General features: G+C 59.0%; 15 protein-coding genes. 3 read left to right on the top strand and 12 right to left on the bottom strand.

The window, feature by feature from the left end; all coding sequences use genetic code 11:
• Positions 1 to 15: 15 nt before the first annotated feature.
• Complete coding sequence (locus JEY66_RS16490; RefSeq protein ID WP_018272672.1) at positions 16 to 483, bottom strand: acyltransferase; 468 nt, start codon at positions 481 to 483, stop codon at positions 16 to 18.
• Complete coding sequence (locus tag JEY66_RS16485; protein ID WP_026193040.1) at positions 480 to 1,541, bottom strand: Gfo/Idh/MocA family protein; 1,062 nt, start codon at positions 1,539 to 1,541, stop codon at positions 480 to 482. The genes JEY66_RS16490 and JEY66_RS16485 overlap by 4 nt, the downstream gene beginning before the upstream one ends.
• Before the next feature lie 596 nt (positions 1,542 to 2,137).
• On the opposite strand from JEY66_RS16485, the gene JEY66_RS16480 reads away from it, so the two are divergent.
• Entirely contained in the window at positions 2,138 to 3,472 is a 1,335-nt protein-coding gene (locus JEY66_RS16480; protein WP_141382101.1) for a hypothetical protein, read from the top strand.
• Here the strand turns inward: JEY66_RS16480 and JEY66_RS16475 are convergent.
• Genes JEY66_RS16475 through JEY66_RS16445 form a run of 7 tightly spaced genes read right to left on the bottom strand, consistent with a single transcriptional unit; the run spans position 3,408 to position 11,472 of the window.
• Positions 3,408 to 4,604, bottom strand: coding sequence for a glycosyltransferase family 4 protein (locus JEY66_RS16475; protein WP_080650392.1), 1,197 nt, complete (start codon positions 4,602 to 4,604; stop codon positions 3,408 to 3,410). The genes JEY66_RS16480 and JEY66_RS16475 overlap by 65 nt on opposite strands.
• Positions 4,601 to 5,530, bottom strand: coding sequence for an NAD-dependent epimerase/dehydratase family protein (locus JEY66_RS16470; protein WP_018272678.1), 930 nt, complete (start codon positions 5,528 to 5,530; stop codon positions 4,601 to 4,603). The genes JEY66_RS16475 and JEY66_RS16470 overlap by 4 nt, the downstream gene beginning before the upstream one ends.
• Positions 5,531 to 5,533: 3 nt before the next feature.
• The gene (locus tag JEY66_RS16465) at positions 5,534 to 6,385 is read right to left on the bottom strand and encodes a class I SAM-dependent methyltransferase (RefSeq protein ID WP_018272679.1); all 852 of its coding nucleotides are present in this window, start codon (positions 6,383 to 6,385) and stop codon (positions 5,534 to 5,536) included.
• 27 nt (positions 6,386 to 6,412) lie between these two features.
• Positions 6,413 to 7,480 (bottom strand): glycosyltransferase family protein, encoded by a 1,068-nt coding sequence (locus tag JEY66_RS16460; protein WP_018272680.1) that lies wholly within the window; start codon positions 7,478 to 7,480, stop codon positions 6,413 to 6,415.
• A 5-nt stretch (positions 7,481 to 7,485) separates the two neighbouring features.
• Positions 7,486 to 8,079, bottom strand: coding sequence for an acyltransferase (locus JEY66_RS45125; RefSeq protein ID WP_018272681.1), 594 nt, complete (start codon positions 8,077 to 8,079; stop codon positions 7,486 to 7,488).
• A 1-nt stretch (position 8,080) separates the two neighbouring features.
• Positions 8,081 to 9,916 (bottom strand): asparagine synthase (glutamine-hydrolyzing), encoded by a 1,836-nt coding sequence (gene asnB / locus JEY66_RS16450; protein WP_018272682.1) that lies wholly within the window; start codon positions 9,914 to 9,916, stop codon positions 8,081 to 8,083.
• Between the two features lie 2 nt (positions 9,917 to 9,918).
• On the bottom strand, positions 9,919 to 11,472 hold the full coding sequence (locus JEY66_RS16445; protein ID WP_018272683.1) for a lipopolysaccharide biosynthesis protein: 1,554 nt from the start codon (positions 11,470 to 11,472) through the stop codon (positions 9,919 to 9,921).
• A gap of 296 nt (positions 11,473 to 11,768) precedes the next feature.
• Between JEY66_RS16445 and JEY66_RS16440 the strand changes: the two genes are divergently transcribed.
• The gene (locus tag JEY66_RS16440; protein ID WP_026193041.1) at positions 11,769 to 12,962 is read left to right on the top strand and encodes a CaiB/BaiF CoA transferase family protein; all 1,194 of its coding nucleotides are present in this window, start codon (positions 11,769 to 11,771) and stop codon (positions 12,960 to 12,962) included.
• 692 nt (positions 12,963 to 13,654) lie between these two features.
• Positions 13,655 to 14,848 (top strand): glycosyltransferase family 4 protein, encoded by a 1,194-nt coding sequence (locus JEY66_RS16435; protein ID WP_026193042.1) that lies wholly within the window; start codon positions 13,655 to 13,657, stop codon positions 14,846 to 14,848.
• 73 nt (positions 14,849 to 14,921) lie between these two features.
• Here JEY66_RS16435 and JEY66_RS16430 read toward each other — a convergent pair whose 3' ends face one another.
• The 3 genes from JEY66_RS16430 to JEY66_RS16420 form a co-directional block, all read right to left on the bottom strand.
• Entirely contained in the window at positions 14,922 to 16,025 is a 1,104-nt protein-coding gene (locus JEY66_RS16430; protein ID WP_129965148.1) for a glycosyltransferase family protein, read from the bottom strand.
• A 308-nt stretch (positions 16,026 to 16,333) separates the two neighbouring features.
• Positions 16,334 to 16,897 carry an acyltransferase gene (locus JEY66_RS16425; protein WP_080650393.1) on the bottom strand — a complete coding sequence of 188 codons (564 nt, stop codon included), beginning with the start codon at positions 16,895 to 16,897 and terminating at the stop codon, positions 16,334 to 16,336.
• A 215-nt stretch (positions 16,898 to 17,112) separates the two neighbouring features.
• Entirely contained in the window at positions 17,113 to 18,276 is a 1,164-nt protein-coding gene (locus JEY66_RS16420) for a hypothetical protein (RefSeq protein ID WP_141382103.1), read from the bottom strand.
• Between the last annotated feature and the right edge of the window lie 89 nt (positions 18,277 to 18,365).

The raw sequence follows: 18,365 nt of genomic DNA, 5'->3' as shown, positions 1-18,365 counted from the left end.
TATTCCCCTATTGCCCTATTGGCTCGTCAGCAGCCGGCGCGCCGGATTGCCGGCATAGGTGCCTGATATCGTGATGTCCTTGGTCACCACCGATCCGGCGCCGATGACGACGTCGTCGACGATCCTGACCGGCATGATCGTCGCGTTGGAGCCGATCGACACCCGGTTGCCGATCACCGTCTCGCGCCACAGCTCCTTGCGTCCACGCGCCGGGCCGCCGGTGGAGAACGTGTCGTTGACGAACATCACACCGTGGCCGACGAAACAATCCTCGCCGATGGTGACGAGTTCGCAGACGAAGGCATGCGACTGCACGCGGGTGCGCGCCCCGACGATCACGCCCTTCTGGATTTCGGTGAAGGGGCCGACGAAGCAGTCGTCGCCGAGCTTGCAGCCATAGAGGTTGCAGGGCTCGACGATCTTGACGCGTTCGCCGAACGCGACATCGCGCACGCTGGCCTGATGCACCTCCGGCCGGTTCACGAAACGACGCCCAGCCGGCTCAGCCGTGGCGTGAAGCGCAGTGCGACCTCCTCGCCGGTCTCGATCGACTCGTAGAGGGCGGAGATCAGCTCCAGGCTCTTGCGGCCCTCGAGTCCATCGACCAGCGCGGCGCGCTGGTTCACCAGACAATCGACTACATGGTGATAATAGGCCTGATGGCCGAAGCCGTAGACGTTGGGCGGGTTGACCGAGAACTTCTCCACGACGTCCTTGTCCGACGGCAGCTCGTCGACAAAGCGCCAGTGCCGGATCTGGTTGACCGCGAAGCCCGAAATCTCGACCGTGCCCTTTTCGCCCAGGATCGAGAGCGAGCCCTCAAGATCGGTCGGGCGCGTCGCGGTGGTCGCCTCGATGATCCCGAGCGCGCCGTTGCGGAACTTCAGCGTCGCGACGGCCGTATCCTCGGTTTCGATTTTGGCCAGCGCTGTTGCCGCGCGCGCATGCACGCTCACCACTTCGCCGAAGAACCACTCCAGCATGTCGACATGGTGGCTTGCCTGATTGGTCAGCACGCCGCCGTCATAGGCCCAGGTGCCGCGCCAATCGTCCTGGTCGTAATAGGCCTGGTCGCGGCACCAGCGCACCCGGACCGTCCCCAGGATCAGCTTGCCGAAGCGGCCGGCATCGAGCGCCTCGCGCGCCTTGACCACCGGCACGTTGAAGCGGTTCTGCTTGACGATGAACATTTTGACGCCGGCCTGGTCGCAGGCCCGGATCATGTCGTCGGCGTCCTGCAGCCGTAGCGCCATTGGCTTCTCAACCACGATGTGCTTGCCGGCCTTGGCGCAGGCGATCACATGCGCGGGATGCAGCCCGCTCGGCGTCAGCACGGCGACGGCATCGATATCCTTGCGAGCAAGAAAGTTATCCATGTCCGAGTAGGCCGCAACGCCGAACCTCTCGGCGATCACATCAGCCCGCACGCGAACTCGGTCGCATACCGCAACCAAGCACGCTCCTGCAATATGATTGCCTCCTAAAAGGTCAGAATGGCGCTTGGCAATGCGCCCACACCCAAGCAGGCCGAATCTTATCATGTATAGGCCCTGTTCGCACCCGGCGAGCAGCAGGGGAGACGTTGCCGGTTGCTCGATATCGTCCATTACTCGAAAAGCTTCGGTCTACGCAAGGCGTCATCTGCACTCGCTCTTCAGAGCAGGAGCACCTGCACTCGCTCTTCAGAGCAGGAGCACCGCAATAAGACAACCAACGCTATAATTGGGCGAGAGGGCCGAGCTTCGCCCGCGTGTTGAGGTTGCCCGAGTGGGTAAATAGCTAAACGACCGCAAGATTACTCGCCCTCTGAGAAAGCGGCTGCGTCTGCGAAGTTCCCGGTGTCTCGACAACTCGCTCCGAAGCCTCCTATCCTCATTGCGATGTAAAGCTTTCCAGCTGCTTTGGCTCGACTGTGTATTGCGGTCGGCACTGAACCCAACCGATGAGCCGCACGACGAATTCGACAACTTACCCGTCTGAAATACGATAAAACGGCGTTCGCATCTGGTTCTCATAAGTAGGACGAGATAGATGGATTGCGATATGCCGGCCGCTGAAAACGACTGTCCGTTGCCCGCGCCTAGGGGCTCGACGCCGGTGGCCTGTCGCTACTAGGGCGCAACTATGGAGACACGACTTGCGCGGGATTGGTCAACCAACGCTTGAACGCTGCCGCCTAGCGGCCCTCACTTTCCTTTGTGCTGCAGCAACATGTGCATCACTTGCATGCGCCGCACAAATTTACCCAGAGTATCATATTCGATTTCAGCTGGACGACTTTCCACGGGCAAGCGCCATCGTGGTAACGTTTACAATAATCGGAATTTTGTTTGCCTATGCAGAGTTCAGCTTCGGCTATTTCGTAGGCTTCTATTTCTTCATCATGATCGCAGGCTATCTCTGGCTCAATCAATTCTCTGCATTCACGTACAATCATCTCTTGAGCGGCTTTTCCGCCGCCGTGTCGGCGCTCGCATTCATCGCGCCTGCACTGTTCATCAAAACTCCTTTGCCTCAACGGTACACTCTCTCACCTTGGGCCACCGACCGACTCATCAGCACAATCCTAGTACTTGGCATAGGGGTGATATCGATCGGGGCAAAGTACAATTTCAAGATCGTCTCGATGGAGCAAATTTATGACTATCGCAACGCATTGAATATGCCGAAGTTATTGAATTACATGATCGGCATCACGAGCGGAGCACTTTTGCCGTTCTCCTTTGCTTGCTGCATAGAGCTAAGGAAATTTTGGCGAGCGACATTAGCGCTCCTACTCCTTCTCGCTTTTTACCCGATTACGCTCAGTAAAGTATCTCTCCTGACGTCTGCCTGGCTCATCGCAATGCTGCTCTTTTCAAAGCTCCTTGAGTTAAGGATCGCAGTCATCGTCTCGCTGCTCGGACCTCTCGTGGCTGGAATCCTCTTCTATGCGCTAGCCAAGTACAACTGGGTCTCGCTCGAGGCAGCGAGATCTTATTTCGCGCTGGTAAACTTTCGCATGGTCGCAATTCCGTCACTCGCAATGGACTACTATAACGACTTTTTCTTCAGACACGATCTAACGCACTTCTGCCAAATTAGCGCGCTCAAGCCACTAATGCCGTGTCCCTACCACGAGCAGATTTCAGTCGTCATCTATAACGCTTTTCCTACCGGTGGAAACTTCAATGCGTCCCTATTTGCAACGGAAGGCATTGCGTCTGTCGGAGCACCATTCGCTCCCATCACGGCCTTCGTTTGCGGACTGGTGATCGCACTGGCAAACCGGGCATCGGCCCATCTCCCGCGCCGTCTCGTCCTTGTATCCGGAGCTGTCTTAGTTCAATTGCTTCTCAATGTACCGTTTACGACCGTATTGCTTACACACGGAGCGATTTTGCTGTTTTTGCTTTGGTATGTAACGCCTACGATCCAGAACGGCTCATTTGCAACCGCCCGGCATTCTGTTTCAGGGCCTGATGTACTGTGAACGCAAAGCTTGCAGCAAACGCGCCGACGGCGTCATCGTGATGCGGAACGATATCACGATTAACCAGCCCGCGAGCTTCGCGGGAGATCTGCGCAATATGGTCTGCCAGTGCTACCGGATCATCCACGCCGAAATACCGCGCACTACCCTCGGTCTGTTCTCGGTGCACGGCGATATCGGATAGGACCATCGGAACGCCAAACGATTTGGCCTCCTCAACAGTTGTGCTCCAACCCTCGAAGCGTGACGGATTAAGCAATGCAGTCGACGCCCGTAAGAGCGCGTAGACGTGGGATAGAGGGATAACACCGACATGGCGGAAGTGGGCACCAAGGCCGCGCTTACCAATCTCCGAATTAATGAGATTGTAGTACCCCGGCTCACGCCGATCCTCTGGACTGCCGGATGCACAAATGACCACGTCGACACCGCGACGCTTCAAGATCGTCAAGGCCTCAACAACGAGTTGGTGGTTTTTGTGGCGATAGAACTGATTGGGAAGATAGAGGTAGTTCGCCGGCAGACCATATGCTTCGACGACTTCGGATGGATTCGTGCTCAGGAAGGCAGTTGGCGGCCGGACCGCAAAGCGGACAACGGCGACGCGGTTTTTGACACGTGGATAATAGGTCTTGAAGTCAAGCAGAGCGCTTTCGCTACTTAGCATGATGGTTCGACCCGATGCGATCTGCATGCGGAACCCAAACTCGCGACGCCAGCGTGCGGCCCTCGGAAACAGATGAGGCAAAGTGCGATGCTGCAGATCGGGAATCCAAGCTATTGTCGGGAACGGCAGCCGCCAACCGAAAAAACGCGCCGATTCAACGACCAGATCGATCCGAGCTATCCGAAATGCCGTTGCAGCACCCTTGTCTAAGCCGAGCGCAAGCGCTGCCGTTAGGCCAGGTTGTCCGTCGAATGCGTTTGATCTCACAATCTCGACATTTGATATCGCCGCGAGGTCGGCAAGTTCATTCTCATCAGCTTGCATCCCGGCAAAGAGAACCGGAATGAATTCACCAGGCCGAAATTGGTCGAGCGCTGCGAACAGATTACCTTGATAGTTGTATCCGCCGGCCCATAGCCGACGTGAAATATGACTAAACGCGATTCGCAGTGGGCGGGGCGTCACGAAGCCTGCTCCTTGAACCAGGTCACGTAATCGGCAAGGCCCTGATCGAGCGGAATGCGCCAATCGAATCCGATCCGGCGCAGCACGGCATCGTCGGCCAACAGGCACAGCGGATCGCCGGGCCGGCTTACGCCCGAGTGTCGCACAACGGTGTTGCCGCCCCACTGCCGGCTGAGACCGGCGGCAATATCGGCAACGCTGGTCCCGCGGCCCGACCCGCCGTTGATGACCCGGAGGGCCGCTTGCGACGACGGTGCTGCGACGCTTGCGAGCAGCCTTGCGACATCGCGCACGTCGGTCCAATCGCGGATTTCGTTGCCCGTCCCGCCAAGCGTGAGCACCTGCTCCTTGGCCGCCAGCCGCGAGCAGATATCCCAGAGCAGTTGCTTGCGCAAATTGGGTCCATAGACCGAGAACAGCCGCACGATCGTGCAGCGGATGCCAAACGATTGCGCGTAGCTCCTGCACAATTGCTCCATCATCAACTTGTGCTGCCCATAGGGCGACATCGGAGTTGCGATCGCGCTTTCAGCGATCGGGCCGACATGGTCGGCTCCATAGACGGCCGCACTTGACGCCGCGATCACGGCGCAGTTCGGCGCAGATCCGCGCAGCCATTCGAGCAGCCGCGCGGTGCTCGCCACGGTGCGCGAATAGTCCTCGAACGGCCGCGCGATCGAGATGCCGACCGACGATCCGCCAGCCAGATGAAAGATCTGCGCCGGCAGCCCGTGGGCGGCCGCGAGCGCGTTGAGATTGGCCGCGTCGATTTCACCGTTGATCCAGCTCTGCAAACCAAGCCGCCGGGTTTCCACTGCATCGAGGGCGCCGTGCCCGACGCCGTGCACCGCATGGCCCGCTCCCGCCAGCTGATGCACGAGATGGCGGCCGATGAACCCATTCGCGCCTGTGACCCAGACGATCATCGCTCAGGCCTTGTGACAGACAAAGGAGTAGAGCCGGCCCGGTCGATTGTCGAAACGTTCGGCCATCGACAGCAGCGAGCCAAACACAAGACGTGACGCAAACGCGGTTCGCCACAGTGGAGCGACCGGAACCTTTTGCGTCAACCTGGTCACGATCGCCGATTTCAGGGTCTCCAGCGTATAGGGAAACAGGTTGATCGGGCTTTGCAGCGGCGCCAGCGTGTCGATCGCGGAAAAGCCTGCGGCGGTCAGGGCGCCGGTGTAGCGATCGAGCAGGAAGGCATGCTCTCCTCCGTAAAGATGATGCAACGGATGCTGCGCGAGGAACTGGGGAAGGTCCGGCTCCTTGCTGATGACATGCTCGCGCGCCGCGATCAGCATGCCACCGGGCCGCAGCACCCGAAACATCTCCCGGCATGCTCCCTCGAGATCGCGCGTGTGGTGCAGCACGGCGCGGGCGAAGACAAGATCGAACGCTGCGTCGGCGAACGGCAGCCGCTCGCAAAACTCTTCGACCACCCGGATCGGCAGTTGCGTCTGCCGTACCAGGTTGCGGATCGCCGCCGCTCCCACGATCGCGCTGGGATCCGGCTCGAGCGCTCTCACGACAAAGCCGGTTCGGGCGAGCGCATAACTCGCAATGCCGCGACCGGCTCCCACGTCGAGTGCGGTACCGCACCGCCCGGCCAGCAACTCAGTAATCGCCTGCCATTCGGAGCTTTGGAAATAGCGCTCGGCGGCGCCAACCAGCGGATCGTCGTAGAACGCATCGAGCACAAGCTGGCGCTGGTCCGGCTGATTGCGCAGCCAAACTACGGCCTCCTCCCAGGTCGCGAATGCTTTCTCACCCGACATGCAAACACTTTGACTTTCTCAGATCGGTCAAATCAACTCTTGGAACTTGGTCCACTGCAGCGCTTTGTTATAGCGCTCCTTCACCATTGCATGCCCCGCTTGGGCGATCAATTTTGCAAGCTTCTCTTCTTTCATCAGCTTGCCGATCAACTCCGGTATTTGCTCAGGCGACGAGTATACCAGCATGGTTTCGCCATGAACGAAACCCTCCGGATAGCGTCCCGCATCCGTCAATAGAACCGAACCGCATCCAGTCGTTTCGAAGCATCTCATATTGCCGCGGTCCTCGCCGGCCATGTCGATCGCGCCGTTGAACACCATGCGGCTCTTTGCCATCGCGGCATAGGCATCTCGCCCGTACACCGGATCGGCGCGGATCAAACGAATATCCTCTGGGTGGCGGTACGAACGAAGCACTGGTAACGGAGCGAGAGCATTCGCCAGCCGCGTGAGGCGCGAATCCTCAAGATAAAAGCGCGCGCGGACTCCGGCCGCCGACGCCGCAGCTCGCATCGCTTGGCTGCGATTGACATGATGGCGCGTGTATCCACCAATGAAAATAACATCAAGCTCCTCCGCGCGAGCACCGGCGTAGCCGTCCATCACCGGATCATGCGCTGGAAAGAAGGATGCAACACTGCACCCCTTTTGTCGCCAATTCTCGAGGATCGATGCAAAGTTGCATACGACGAGGTCGTATTCAGTCAAATCCGCGTTTCCGGAGGGGGCAGCCCTCCAGGCGATGGACTTTTTCACACATCCCGGCAGCTTCGCAACGAACTTGCTGGAATAGCGTATCGGATCGAGATTGTAGAACACCTCGGTGCGATGCTGCTCGATTTGAGCCAGCAGAATTTGTTCCAGATCGTCCGTACGGAGATTATTCTCCTTCGCCCACAGCAACTGGAGGCGCTCGTCGTCTCCATTCGTGTAGAAGGCGTCCGGGTTGTCGGTGAGCACCGGCAGGAGGATATGCGATGCCGTGAACCGCGTATCGAGAAACTGCGCTCGCCCGGCAGCGAAATTCCGATAGGGCGTCTCGTGACGGTGGGCGCGAAAGCCGCGCGAGAGACCATTGTTCTGAAAGAGACGCATGACGATTAAGGCTCGCGATTTTCGTCTGAAGGTTGACCGAGCAGTCGAATGACTCTCGCCGGATTGCCGACGGCCAACGAATAGGGCGGAATGTCACGAGTGACAACCGAACACGCTCCAATGACTGCGCCCGTCCCTATCGAAACCCCTTTCAGGATGCTCACATTGAACCCGATCCAGGCTCGATCAGATATCACGACTGGCGCATTCGCAATCTTATCCCAGTTTTTTCGACGAGCCGCCCATTCCCGGACATCGTTGCGGCGGTCCATCCAATCGATGCTGTGCGAATCGTGATCTACGATCGTGATTCCCCATGACATGATGACGTCGTCACCAATAGTGAGGCTTCGGTAGCAAACGAGATTGCTTCGCCCGATGAACGTCCGGCTGCCGATTTGAATCCTGCCTCCGGTTTCCTCGAAGTTAATGTCGGCGTGAACAATCGAGCCTTCCCCCACCGACAGGTCATTACCGGCCGCGCGTCTGATGCGGCGCCATGCGATCGTCGATCCGCGTCCGACGCGCACCGCCCCTGAGAACCGGCTGCGCCAACCAAGGACACCATCAATCGCATCTGTCACAGCACGCCTGAACATCTTACGACCTTGCCAACATCCATTTCATGTTCAAATAAGGCCAGATCCGGCCGACACTCTTCCAATCCCAGCTCTGCGACGCCGTCAAGCGGCCGACCGCCCTTCGAAGGGGCGCTTCGTCGACGAACTGGGCGAATGCCGGAACATTCCGATCGAGCAGCTCTGCCGTCCAGCCCGCCAATGGCCCGTTCAACCATTCCGGCATCGGCGAGTTGAAGCCTACCTTGCGGCGCGCGGTGCGGATGCTTTCGGGCATCAGGTTCGCCATCGCCTGCCGCGCCACCACCTTGGTCAGGCCATCCGCCGACTTGCTCGTTTCCGGCAGCGCCATCGTGTAGGTGACCAGCCGCCAGTCCATGAACGGCATGCGGACCTCGATCCCGTGCGCCATCGAGAGCCGGTCGAAATTGCGCAGGATGGTCGGCAGCGTAGTCGAATGGAACATGCGGTAGAGGCGCCGGTTCAACGCGCCCCATGTATCAGGCAATTCATCATCCTCGGCGACCAGCGGCAGCGGCGCAGGCGCGGCCGCAACGCCTCCGCGCAGAAAGTAGTGCCCCTCGCGCCTGATCATCTGCGCCCGCAGGAAGTCGATGCCGCGCTGCGCCAGCTGCGATCGTGAAGTGAGCGCGGCTGCTGCGTTCCGAATCCGGAATGCAGCCAACTGCCCCTCCTGCAGGTAGGCGCCCATCAATTCGTCTGCCCCGTGGCCGTCGAGTGACACGGTAACGTTCTGGCGCCGAAGCTCGCGATAGATCAACCACGGCGCGCTCGGCAGCCCGATATAGACGTCGTCATTATCGTCGAGAATGCGGTCAAGGTCGGTGAGCGCGTCGGAGCGCCCGATCTCGAGAAAGCTCGGTGCCACATCGGCCCACGCGGCCGCTTCCTCCGCCATCGGCCGCTCGTCGTTGCTGGCGCCGGGAAACGTCGCGACAAAGGCGTGTCGCCAGGCCGTCGAGCCACGCGGTCCCATGCCGGCCTTCTCATGGGTCGCCATGGCGCAGATCACCGCGGACGAATCAAAGCCGCCGGACAGGCAGGTCCCGATCGGAACATCGCTGCGCATCCGCAGCGCGACGGAATCCTGAAACAGTTCGCGAAAGCGCTCGACGCGTTCGACCTCGGTATCCGGAATCGCCGGCAGGTGATCCACGGTCCGCCACCAGCGGCGCACCTGCACACGCCCCTTGCGCAGCCACATGCAGTGGCCGCCCTGCAGGCGGCGCAGTTGCGCGAACAGAGTCCGCTCGCTGCCTTCGATCCCGAACGGGTCAAGCAACAGCCGCCGCGCCACGTCGATATCGAGTGACGTCTCAACCAGCCCGCTCCGCGCCAGCGCCCGCTGTTCGGACGCGAACACGAACCGCTCGGATGACAACGCATACAGCATCGGCTTGATGCCGAAGCGATCGCGCGCCAGGAACAAATCATCCGTGGCGGTGTCGTAGATCGCCAGCGCCCACATGCCGTTGAAACGCAGCAGCATGTCCTCGCCCCATGCCTGCCAGGCGGCAAGGATCACTTCGGTATCGGACTGGCTGCGGAAGACCGCGCCCTTTGCCTCGAGCTCGCGACGTAATTCGAGGAAGTTGTAGATCTCGCCATTGTAGACAATCACATGGCGGCTATCGCCTGACACCATCGGCTGATAGCCGCCCTCGCCGGGATCGATGATCGCGAGCCGGCGATGGCCGAAAGCGACGTTTCGCTTGGCATTGAACCAGGTGCCCTCGCCGAACGGACCGCGATGCGCGATCAAATTGGTGAGCCGCGAGATGTCGGCCGGCTCCACCGGAGCGTCGCGCAGATTGACGATGCCTGCGATGCCGCACATGTCTAGATGGCCTTGAAGGGCAGGAAGCGACTGCTGATGACGCGGAGATCACGCCAGCACACGGCGCGATAGGGACCGAGCTGCGACATCGCGACGGCGGCGACAAAGATCGCCGCAGCCGACACGCCGTAGAGCGACACCACATACCACCATGACGGCGCGTGGTCGAATGACGCGTGGCCCAGCTGCGAACGCAGCGCCAGCGCGATGGCTACTCCCGTGCCGAGCGGGACCAATACGAAATGCAACATCCGTGACCACATACCTGAAAGCCGGAAGGTTCGTCGCATCAACAGCACGGTGATCACCATCTGGGCGACCATCCCGACGCAGGAGCTCCAGCCGGCTGCCTGCCAGCCGAAATGCGGCAACGCGACGGCGCTGGTCGCCAGCGTGAAGATACCCGTGACGAGCGAGATCAGCGCGTTGGAACTGGAGCGCCCCTGCGACAGCAGATAGAACGCAAACACATTGGCGCTGGACCCCAATATTCCGCTGATCGCGAGGACCACCAGCACCAGCTGAGCCTCGGCGGCGACCTCGGCGCCGGTCCATCGATGCAGCAATGCGCCTGCGACCGGGATCAGGCCGCCCAGCGCGCTCGCGGCAAGCACATTGAGAATCCAGGACGAGCGAAGCAGGAGGTCGACCTTGCGATCGTCATCCTCCCTCTGCAGGGTGCTGAAGAACGGGAACAAGATCTCGCCGATCTTCAACACGCCAATGTAGACCGCCTCCTCCAGCCGCTGCGCGACGCTGTAGAAGCCGACGAATTGCGGCTGCAGCAGCGCGCCGAGCAGATAGCGGTCCGCCTGCCCGGCGAACAGCGCGCCGCTTTGCGCCGCGAACTGCCAACCGCCAAGCTTGACCAGCGCACGCAGCGCGCCGCGATCGAGCGCCGGCCGTGCCAGCCAGTCACTGATGGCGTGGCGCGACCAGGCAAAGGCCATCATGAGATTTGTTGCAGAGCCCAAGGCCTGACAACCGAGGAAGGTCGAGGCACGCGGCGCGCAGGGGATCAGCAGCAGCATCGATATCGTCGTCACCACCGCGCCCGTGATGCTGATCGATGCGATCCGCCGATAGTCCTGACGCGCCGTGAACAACGAGAGGAAGACGGCGAACAGGCACTGGAACAGCCAACCGGCGGCGGCCAATGCGAAAGCGAGCCCGAGGTCGTCGGCGGCCGGGCCGCCGAGGTGAAATCCCAGTCGTGCGAGCGGCGCTCCGCCAAAGGCAAGCAACGCTGCGATCAGGCCGCCAAGGACGATGGCAAGCGCGAGAGCGGTTGCGAAAAATCGCCGTGCCAGGTCGCGGTCGGACGGTTCCAACCTTTGCGCGAGCTCGCGCGCCGTCGAAAGGCCGAGTGCATTGCTGAACATCAGCGCCGGCGCGACACAGGCCGTCACCAGACCCGCAACGCCGAACGCGGCGAGACCGAGCCGGAAAATCACGAATGGCAGGATCGCGAGATTGAGCAGCACCGCGACCGCGAAGGCGGTCGCGTTCCATGCCGAGTTACCGAGCAGATGGGAGGGACCCTTTTTCACCGCCATGCCCGCTTTCGGTCCACCGCTCCGATAGGCCTCAAGTGCCTCTTCCGTAAGGGCAAAACCCATTCGACATGGCGACGGGCTAGCAGCCGGCGCGGTGATTGTCGAGGGTTGGTGGACGGCGTGGAGGTGTGGGGCCAGGCCAGGACCGCAAGATACAGGAGCCGATCTTCAGGGAACCATGGCTGGTTGTTTCCGGCCTTGTTTGTGATCCGGGTAACAGTTGGAAATGCCTGCCAAATTGTCTATGGCAGATGGGCTCAAGCCCCCGGGCAGCCCGCCCAACAAGAGGTGTCTCAATGCCCTTTCCCCGCGCATCCCAAGCCCTGTCCCGTTTCACCGTGCTGGATTTGACCCGGGTCCGGTCTGGGCCGACCTGCGTGCGTCAGCTCGCCGATTGGGGCGCCAATGTCGTCAAGATCGATGCGCTACTGGAGGACGGCGGTGGCGAGCAGCCGGGCGGCCCGCGCGGCGGGTCCGATTTCCAGAACCTGCATCGCAACAAGCGCGCCATGACGCTGAACCTCAAGGACCCCAAGGGGCTCGAGGTGTTCAAGCGGCTGGCCGAACAGGCCGATGTCGTGGTCGAAAACTTCCGGCCGGACGTCAAGGCCAAGCTCGGCATCGATTACGAGAGCATCCGCAAGATCAACCCGCGGATCGTCTATGGCAGCATCTCCGGGTTCGGCCAGGACGGCCCCTATCACAAGCGCCCGGGCTTCGATCAGATCGCCCAGGGCATGGGCGGGCTGATGTCGGTGACCGGCGCGCCCGGCGGCGGACCGATGCGGGTCGGCATTCCCGTCGCCGACCTCACCGCAGGCCTGTTCTGTGCGATCGGCATCCTCACGGCGCTGCTGGAACGCGACGTATCCGGCGAAGGCCAGTGGGTGCAGACCTCGCTGCTGCAGGCCCAGATCTTCATGCTGGATTTCCAGGCGGCCCGCTGGCTGATGGAAAAGGAAGTGGCCAAACAGGCCGGCAACAACCATCCGACCTCGATCCCGACCGGCGTGTTCAAGACCTCAGACGGTTACATCAACATCGCCACGACAGGCGGGCGGATCTGGGAGCGTTGCGCGCAGGCGATCGGCGCGCCCGAGCTGATCACCGACCCCGACTACGCGACCGCCCCGGCGCGTTCGAAGAACCGCGACTCGCTGAACGCCAGGATCGGCGCGCTGACCGAGAAGAAATCGACCGAGACCTGGGTACAGGAGCTGAACGCCGCCGGCGTGCCGTGCGGGCCGATCTACTCGATCGACCAGATGTTCGAGGATGCCCAGGTCAAGCATCTCGGCATGGCCCAGCACGTGCCCAATGACGAGAACCGGCAGATCCAGCTGGTCAGCCAGCCGGTGACGCTGTCGCGGACGCCGAGCAGGATGGCCGCCCGCCCGCCCGAGTTCGGCGAGCAGACCGAGGAGCTGCTGGCCGAATTCGGGTTTGATAAGGACGAGATCAGCGAACTCCGGCATCGGAAGGTGGTGTAATTACTGCTCGTTCCGGAATGACAAAACCTCAGAACTGGCGCTTTTTTGCCTAGCGGCGATCACCAAACAGCTTGCTTCGGTGGTCGCTTGCAAACGGCCGATCATTTTGATGCAATAAGCGCTTTAGCCTCAGCGTTCATGAGCGTCTCAAATATGGTTCCGCCGACCCGCTTGATCCCTCCATTGTGTAGAGAAGCTAGCCGTGACACGCGGATGCTATACTACTCGGCCTCCTCCCTGATATGCCCAGCTAGCCTGTTGGTAGACGACCTAGCGGAGCAAACCCTCCGGGTCTCCGGGCACGTCGGCGGCGCAACTTGCCAACTATAACTGATCGAGCTGCCGCTGAGACAGCCGTTCAGACTCTGCTAAATTTAGCTAACAAGTTGGCGTGAGAGCTGCTTCCGCCTGCGTCACTCGCCGTCGTGGCGGCTCGTTGGGCTGCATGCCCCGTTGCCAATTCCAAGCTAGGAACGATCATGACGTCAATATCTTTCAGGACGGAGGCCGTTGAAACCGAGGGGAGCGAACAGAATCCTACCCGCCGCCTGTTGGCCTTGCTAAGATATTCACCCGTAGCCGAAACCGGCCAAATCTTGACAAATAGTCCGATTCGTCACTGTTGATCATGTTCTGCGCTGCAATATCCGCCAGACGACAATGCGCTCCAGAGCCCGCTCCAGTGTGAACAGATGACGAATATTTTGGTGACACAGCACTACCGTCCCGATGATACGTCGACTGCGGTTTTCTTGACAGCGATCGCCGAAGAGATCTCGCGCGAAGACGAGTTGCTGGTCATATCGGGAACTAAGGGCTCACGGGCTAAGGGTAATCCTACAGTTTCCGAGGTGCCTGCCTGGACCGTACCAAAGGCCGCGCTTGTGCGTCGAGCCTTGGCAATGCTTTGGTTTTGTATTGCTGCTTTTGCGCTAGTCTTCTGGCGTGCGAGACCGAGCTCACCGGTATTCGTCGTTACGACTCCGTTTCTTCTACCATATTTTGTCGCCCTCGCTGCTCGCCTTCGCGGCGCCCCCTCTGGATTGATCGTTTACGATCTTTATCCGGAGAGCTTGATCGCGGGAGGAATCGTGACCCGCGACTCAATCGCTGTGCGACTTATCCGGCGCATGAATTCGTGGATGTTTAAAGCGTTGGATACGATCGTCGTTATTGGACGAGATATGGAAAGGCACATCACGCCACAATCTCCGTCAGCAGCGGCTAAGATATGCTATATTCCGCATTGGTCGACATTGCCGCCATGTGAACGCGCCATCGATCAGGGCAACGCTTTCCGAAAAGGTATCCCTGGCAAGCTCGTCGTCGGACTTTCTGGCAACCTCGGGTTCACGCACGATCCCAAATCCGTATTTGACGCCGCTCAAAAGCTCGCTGGCGATGCGTCCATCCACTTCATTTTGTCGGGGTGGGGCGTGGGTTGGAAGCAGCTAGTTGCATATCAAAAGGCGGCTTCGCTGCCTAACGTAACGTTGATCGAGCGAGTACCCGAAGACCAGCTCGAGCTTCTTCTCACCGCGGCCGATGCCTGGATCATACCTTACCGTCGCAATATGTCGGGCATTTCCGTTCCAAGCCGACTGTACAACTTACTTGCCATTGGGCGACCGATCATCGCACTTACGGAAGCTGATTCCGAGCTTGCTCTCATGCTCGCCAGCCATGACGCAGGTTGGGTTGTTGAGCCGGAGACACCATCCGCTCTTGCAAGCATAATAGCGGCCATCGCTCAACGCCCGAACGAACTCGCCGCGAAGCGTCGCAATGCAGTGAAAGCCCTTTCCGAAGAATTTACGCGGGATGCTGCTGGTACGGCCTACAGGGAGCTGATACGCCGACTGCACGCTACACGGACGTCAGAATGACCCGTAAGCCAGATTGATTAGGTAACAACCCGCTCTAGCCGCTTGACGCAGGAAAGCGTACGCGACCGTGCGCTCACATCGGAATGAGCCCGAGACGGCCATATAGAGTGCGCATCGCGTTACGCGCTTGCCCAAGATACTCACGCTCGAAAAGGCGTCGCGCATTCTCACCCATGCGGCGGCGCTCTCCGGGCTCCCTTAAGGTCTCTACAGCAGTCGCGAGCGCAGCGACATCCCCATATGGAACAACGATTCCGCAATGCTCGCGTGTTAGCCGCTCCCCTAACCGCATTCCCGTCGAACAGATGCTTGGCTTTCCTAGCATTAGTCCCTCAAAGAATTTATTGGGCGCAGCGAATTGATTGACTACGATCGACGGGTCGTACGTCAAAGCCATGATATCGGCAGCGCGCGATCGCGATAACGCTTCCTCATGCGAAACTCGATTGATTTGTTCGAACCCATACTGGTCAAGAATTTGACGCGACCTCTCATCCGCAATGGTCCCATAGAGATCAAGCTTAAGTTTGGGATTATCTCCAACGAGTCGGCACCAGGCATCCAGGTTGCGTCGATAAGATACAAATCCAGAAAGGCTAATGGTTATATTGTCGCCACCGCTGAACTGGTATCCGGTGAACTGATCTTCCTCAGGCGAGTTCGTCATAATGACAGCGCGCTTGCGCGCGGCCTGCGGCACAAAGTCCATTAATTCCGGGGACACGACAATAATTCCATCGCTCACTCGAGCAGCGAGAGACTCGAGAAAGTGCAGTGCGCGCGGAACCAAAGGCCCGTAGTGACTAGTGGACAGCTTGACGGGATCGCGTATATCAAAGATGAGATGCGGAGATCGGAACAACTTGCTGGCGATGCCCGCAACAGCCGAGAACACATCGCAGAACTGCACGATGTCGGGACGAACACGAGCAACTGTGCGCACCAAGAATGCCTGATAGGCCGCAAGTGCCTGCGCACGACGTCTTAACCCCTCGAACGAACCACGGGAAGTGTACAGTTCGTCGACGAAATCTGCTGGGGTTCGGCTGCTGCCAGTATCTAATTCGGCGCCAACAATTGTTCCAGAGAACCCGTTCTCGCGTAAGAATTTCACATAGCGTTCCACAGCCGGGGTGACATTTAGTGGCATGGCACGCGCGAAAAGTATTGTCGTCAAGGGATTGGCTCCACGAGCACCGCCGGAACCCACTTAGCTGGAAGACCATCGAAAACGACAGCGAACCAATCTTCTCGGAGATTCTCCCCTCCATGCGGTTCAGAGCATTCGCGCTTCCTACTACGCACAGTGAGCGCCCACTCCACCGCTGGTTCCAGGTACGTGGATCGCCCTACCACGCAAAACTGCTCGTCGCAGGAGTTTGGCTCCTCCATCGTACGTCCTTCGACGTGTTGATCGCACATTAGTCTTACCTCGAATATCGAGACAGTTGATGATCGGAGAGAACGAAGTAAGCCAACTTTGATCTAGAGAGGCTCGCAAGTTTCATCCTCAATCCGATAGCTATCGCCACACGCTTCGCACGCAACGCGCCCAGGTGCATCCGGCAGCCGGACGCCACATCGGCACATCCATCCCCGACGTGCGGCGGGAACCCCCAACATCAGCGCAAATGGAGCAACGTCGCGATTGACGACAGCCCCAGCGCCAACGAATGCATACTCACCAATTGTTGTGCCGCACACTATCGTGCAATTGGCTCCCAACGTCGCCCCCTTGCGCACAAGCGTTTGGCGGTACTGGTCTTTCCGCGCGATCGCTGACCGCGGATTATAAACATTGGTAAATACCATGCTTGGCCCGCAAAAAACATCGTCTTCAATCCGGACGGCATCATACACTGAAACGTTGTTTTGAACCTTTACGTTGTTGCCAATGACAACATCGTTGCCGATAAACACGTTTTGACCAAGCGAACAATGCGCGCCGATCCGGGCTTTTCCACAAATGTGAACCCAATGCCAAATTCGACAGCCGTCACCAATCTCCGCACCTTCATCCACGATTGCGGTGGGATGTATAGTTACCATCCAATACCTCCGAACAAGAATGCCCCTTGCAGGGTATAGCTACTAGATGTCAACCCAAATCCAAACCAGATGACGGCATCATCGCCCGCTGACACATCATTACCCACCGCCTCAGCGACGACTTCACACTCCGGCGCCATCGCAGAAGGCTCTGCGCCATCTCTATAACAGGGGGCACGAGAGCTCAGGATCCGAGCCCACAATGCGTCGATATCTCAAGTCGCGCCCCACGTCGCCGAACCTGCATCAGACGAACTTTCGCTTTTCGGACGAACGTTTATCCACGAAGACGCAATGATGCACAACAAAAAACCATTACCGATCAGAACGCTGAGAAAAGGCCCAAGAAAGACGCTGAACAAGAATAGCGGTAGAATACATTGCAGAGCTCGATCGCTTGAGCGCGAAAAATAGCTAATTGTCGCTCCGATCAGCACGCTGAAAACAAGCACGCCGATCCAGCCAAAACTTATGAAGGCGTCGACAAAGTAGGCTGCGTTAGCCGCGCTGGTACCCGTGAGAGAAGGCCCCCACTCGTACACGAAGACTTCGCGCTCAAAATAGATCCGCGGCAATTCCATGATTTGCGAGAGCATTAGGTTCGTCGCCCCCAACAATAACTGCCCCTGATAGCTCTTCCACCAGTAGTCCAGCGAGTCAGTGACGGTCCTGCTCGGAATGTAGAGACCCCGATAGACCAAGAAGTCCCTCGCATTCATTCCAGACGATTCAGCAAATCCAGAAATCAACGTGTTCATAAATAACAGCAAGACCGCCGCCGCGAGAAGCCACGTAAGCTTAAATCGCTTGGTACCACTCACAGCAACAATCGCCATCAGCGGGATAAACAATCGCAAGAAAAAGGCCTTCTCGACAAAGGCCAGCGTGTACAGAAAGAAGATTCCTAAAACCACCCAGCGGAAACGATAACGCCGCAGAATCGCAACGCAGATACAATAGGGTAGCAAAGCCCCCGCAAGTAAAATATTGAGATAAGGCAAAATCGCTGCCCACCCCACCCGCGCCTTAAGAAAGTTTTCACGCGAAACCGCAATTTGCTCAGGGGTTGCCCCCCGGAAGGCATCCAACAAAGGCACCGACGGCGCTGTAACCATTGTCACGACACAAAACACTAGAAACAAGAGTGTCACGCCGTAGACTAGAATGCGCCCACGCGCATCGACGAAGACAGTCGAAGGTCGCGCTCGAAAGAACAGCATAGAACCTACCGCAACTCCGACAGCGGCCAACCAAGGGAGAAAGACCATATCGGAACGCGTGCGCGCGGACATCGACAGGTCCAAAAACCAGATCGTCACGCCGTAATACAACCCGATACCGACGATGAAAAGTGATGCGCCCGTGGCGGGCTTAACCAAGAATCGTAGGAGCCTCTCCATGGAATTGATCCGTTACGATCTTCTGCCGATGGCCGAGATGGTCGTCATCGGCGCAAGCTTTCCGACCT

This window comes from Bradyrhizobium elkanii USDA 76 (assembly GCF_023278185.1).
GTDB classification, from domain to species: domain Bacteria; phylum Pseudomonadota; class Alphaproteobacteria; order Rhizobiales; family Xanthobacteraceae; genus Bradyrhizobium; species Bradyrhizobium elkanii.
Note: the sequence above shows the minus strand (reverse complement) of the source record. Positions and strands in the feature narration are given on the sequence as shown.

What these genes read in the sequence shown, in the direction of transcription:
- JEY66_RS16460 (WP_018272680.1), bottom strand. Translation starts at nt 7,480, where the DNA reads ATGCGTCTCTTTCAGAACAATGGTCTCTCGCGCGGCTTTCGCGCCCAC.
- JEY66_RS16435 (WP_026193042.1), top strand. Translation starts at nt 13,655, where the DNA reads ATGACGAATATTTTGGTGACACAGCACTACCGTCCCGATGATACGTCG.
- JEY66_RS16485 (WP_026193040.1), bottom strand. Translation starts at nt 1,541, where the DNA reads ATGATAAGATTCGGCCTGCTTGGGTGTGGGCGCATTGCCAAGCGCCAT.
- JEY66_RS16465 (WP_018272679.1), bottom strand. Translation starts at nt 6,385, where the DNA reads ATGTCGGGTGAGAAAGCATTCGCGACCTGGGAGGAGGCCGTAGTTTGG.
- JEY66_RS16470 (WP_018272678.1), bottom strand. Translation starts at nt 5,530, where the DNA reads ATGATCGTCTGGGTCACAGGCGCGAATGGGTTCATCGGCCGCCATCTC.
- asnB (WP_018272682.1), bottom strand. Translation starts at nt 9,916, where the DNA reads ATGTGCGGCATCGCAGGCATCGTCAATCTGCGCGACGCTCCGGTGGAG.
- JEY66_RS16440 (WP_026193041.1), top strand. Translation starts at nt 11,769, where the DNA reads ATGCCCTTTCCCCGCGCATCCCAAGCCCTGTCCCGTTTCACCGTGCTG.
- JEY66_RS45125 (WP_018272681.1), bottom strand. Translation starts at nt 8,079, where the DNA reads ATGTTCAGGCGTGCTGTGACAGATGCGATTGATGGTGTCCTTGGTTGG.
- JEY66_RS16425 (WP_080650393.1), bottom strand. Translation starts at nt 16,897, where the DNA reads ATGGTAACTATACATCCCACCGCAATCGTGGATGAAGGTGCGGAGATT.
- JEY66_RS16445 (WP_018272683.1), bottom strand. Translation starts at nt 11,472, where the DNA reads ATGGCGGTGAAAAAGGGTCCCTCCCATCTGCTCGGTAACTCGGCATGG.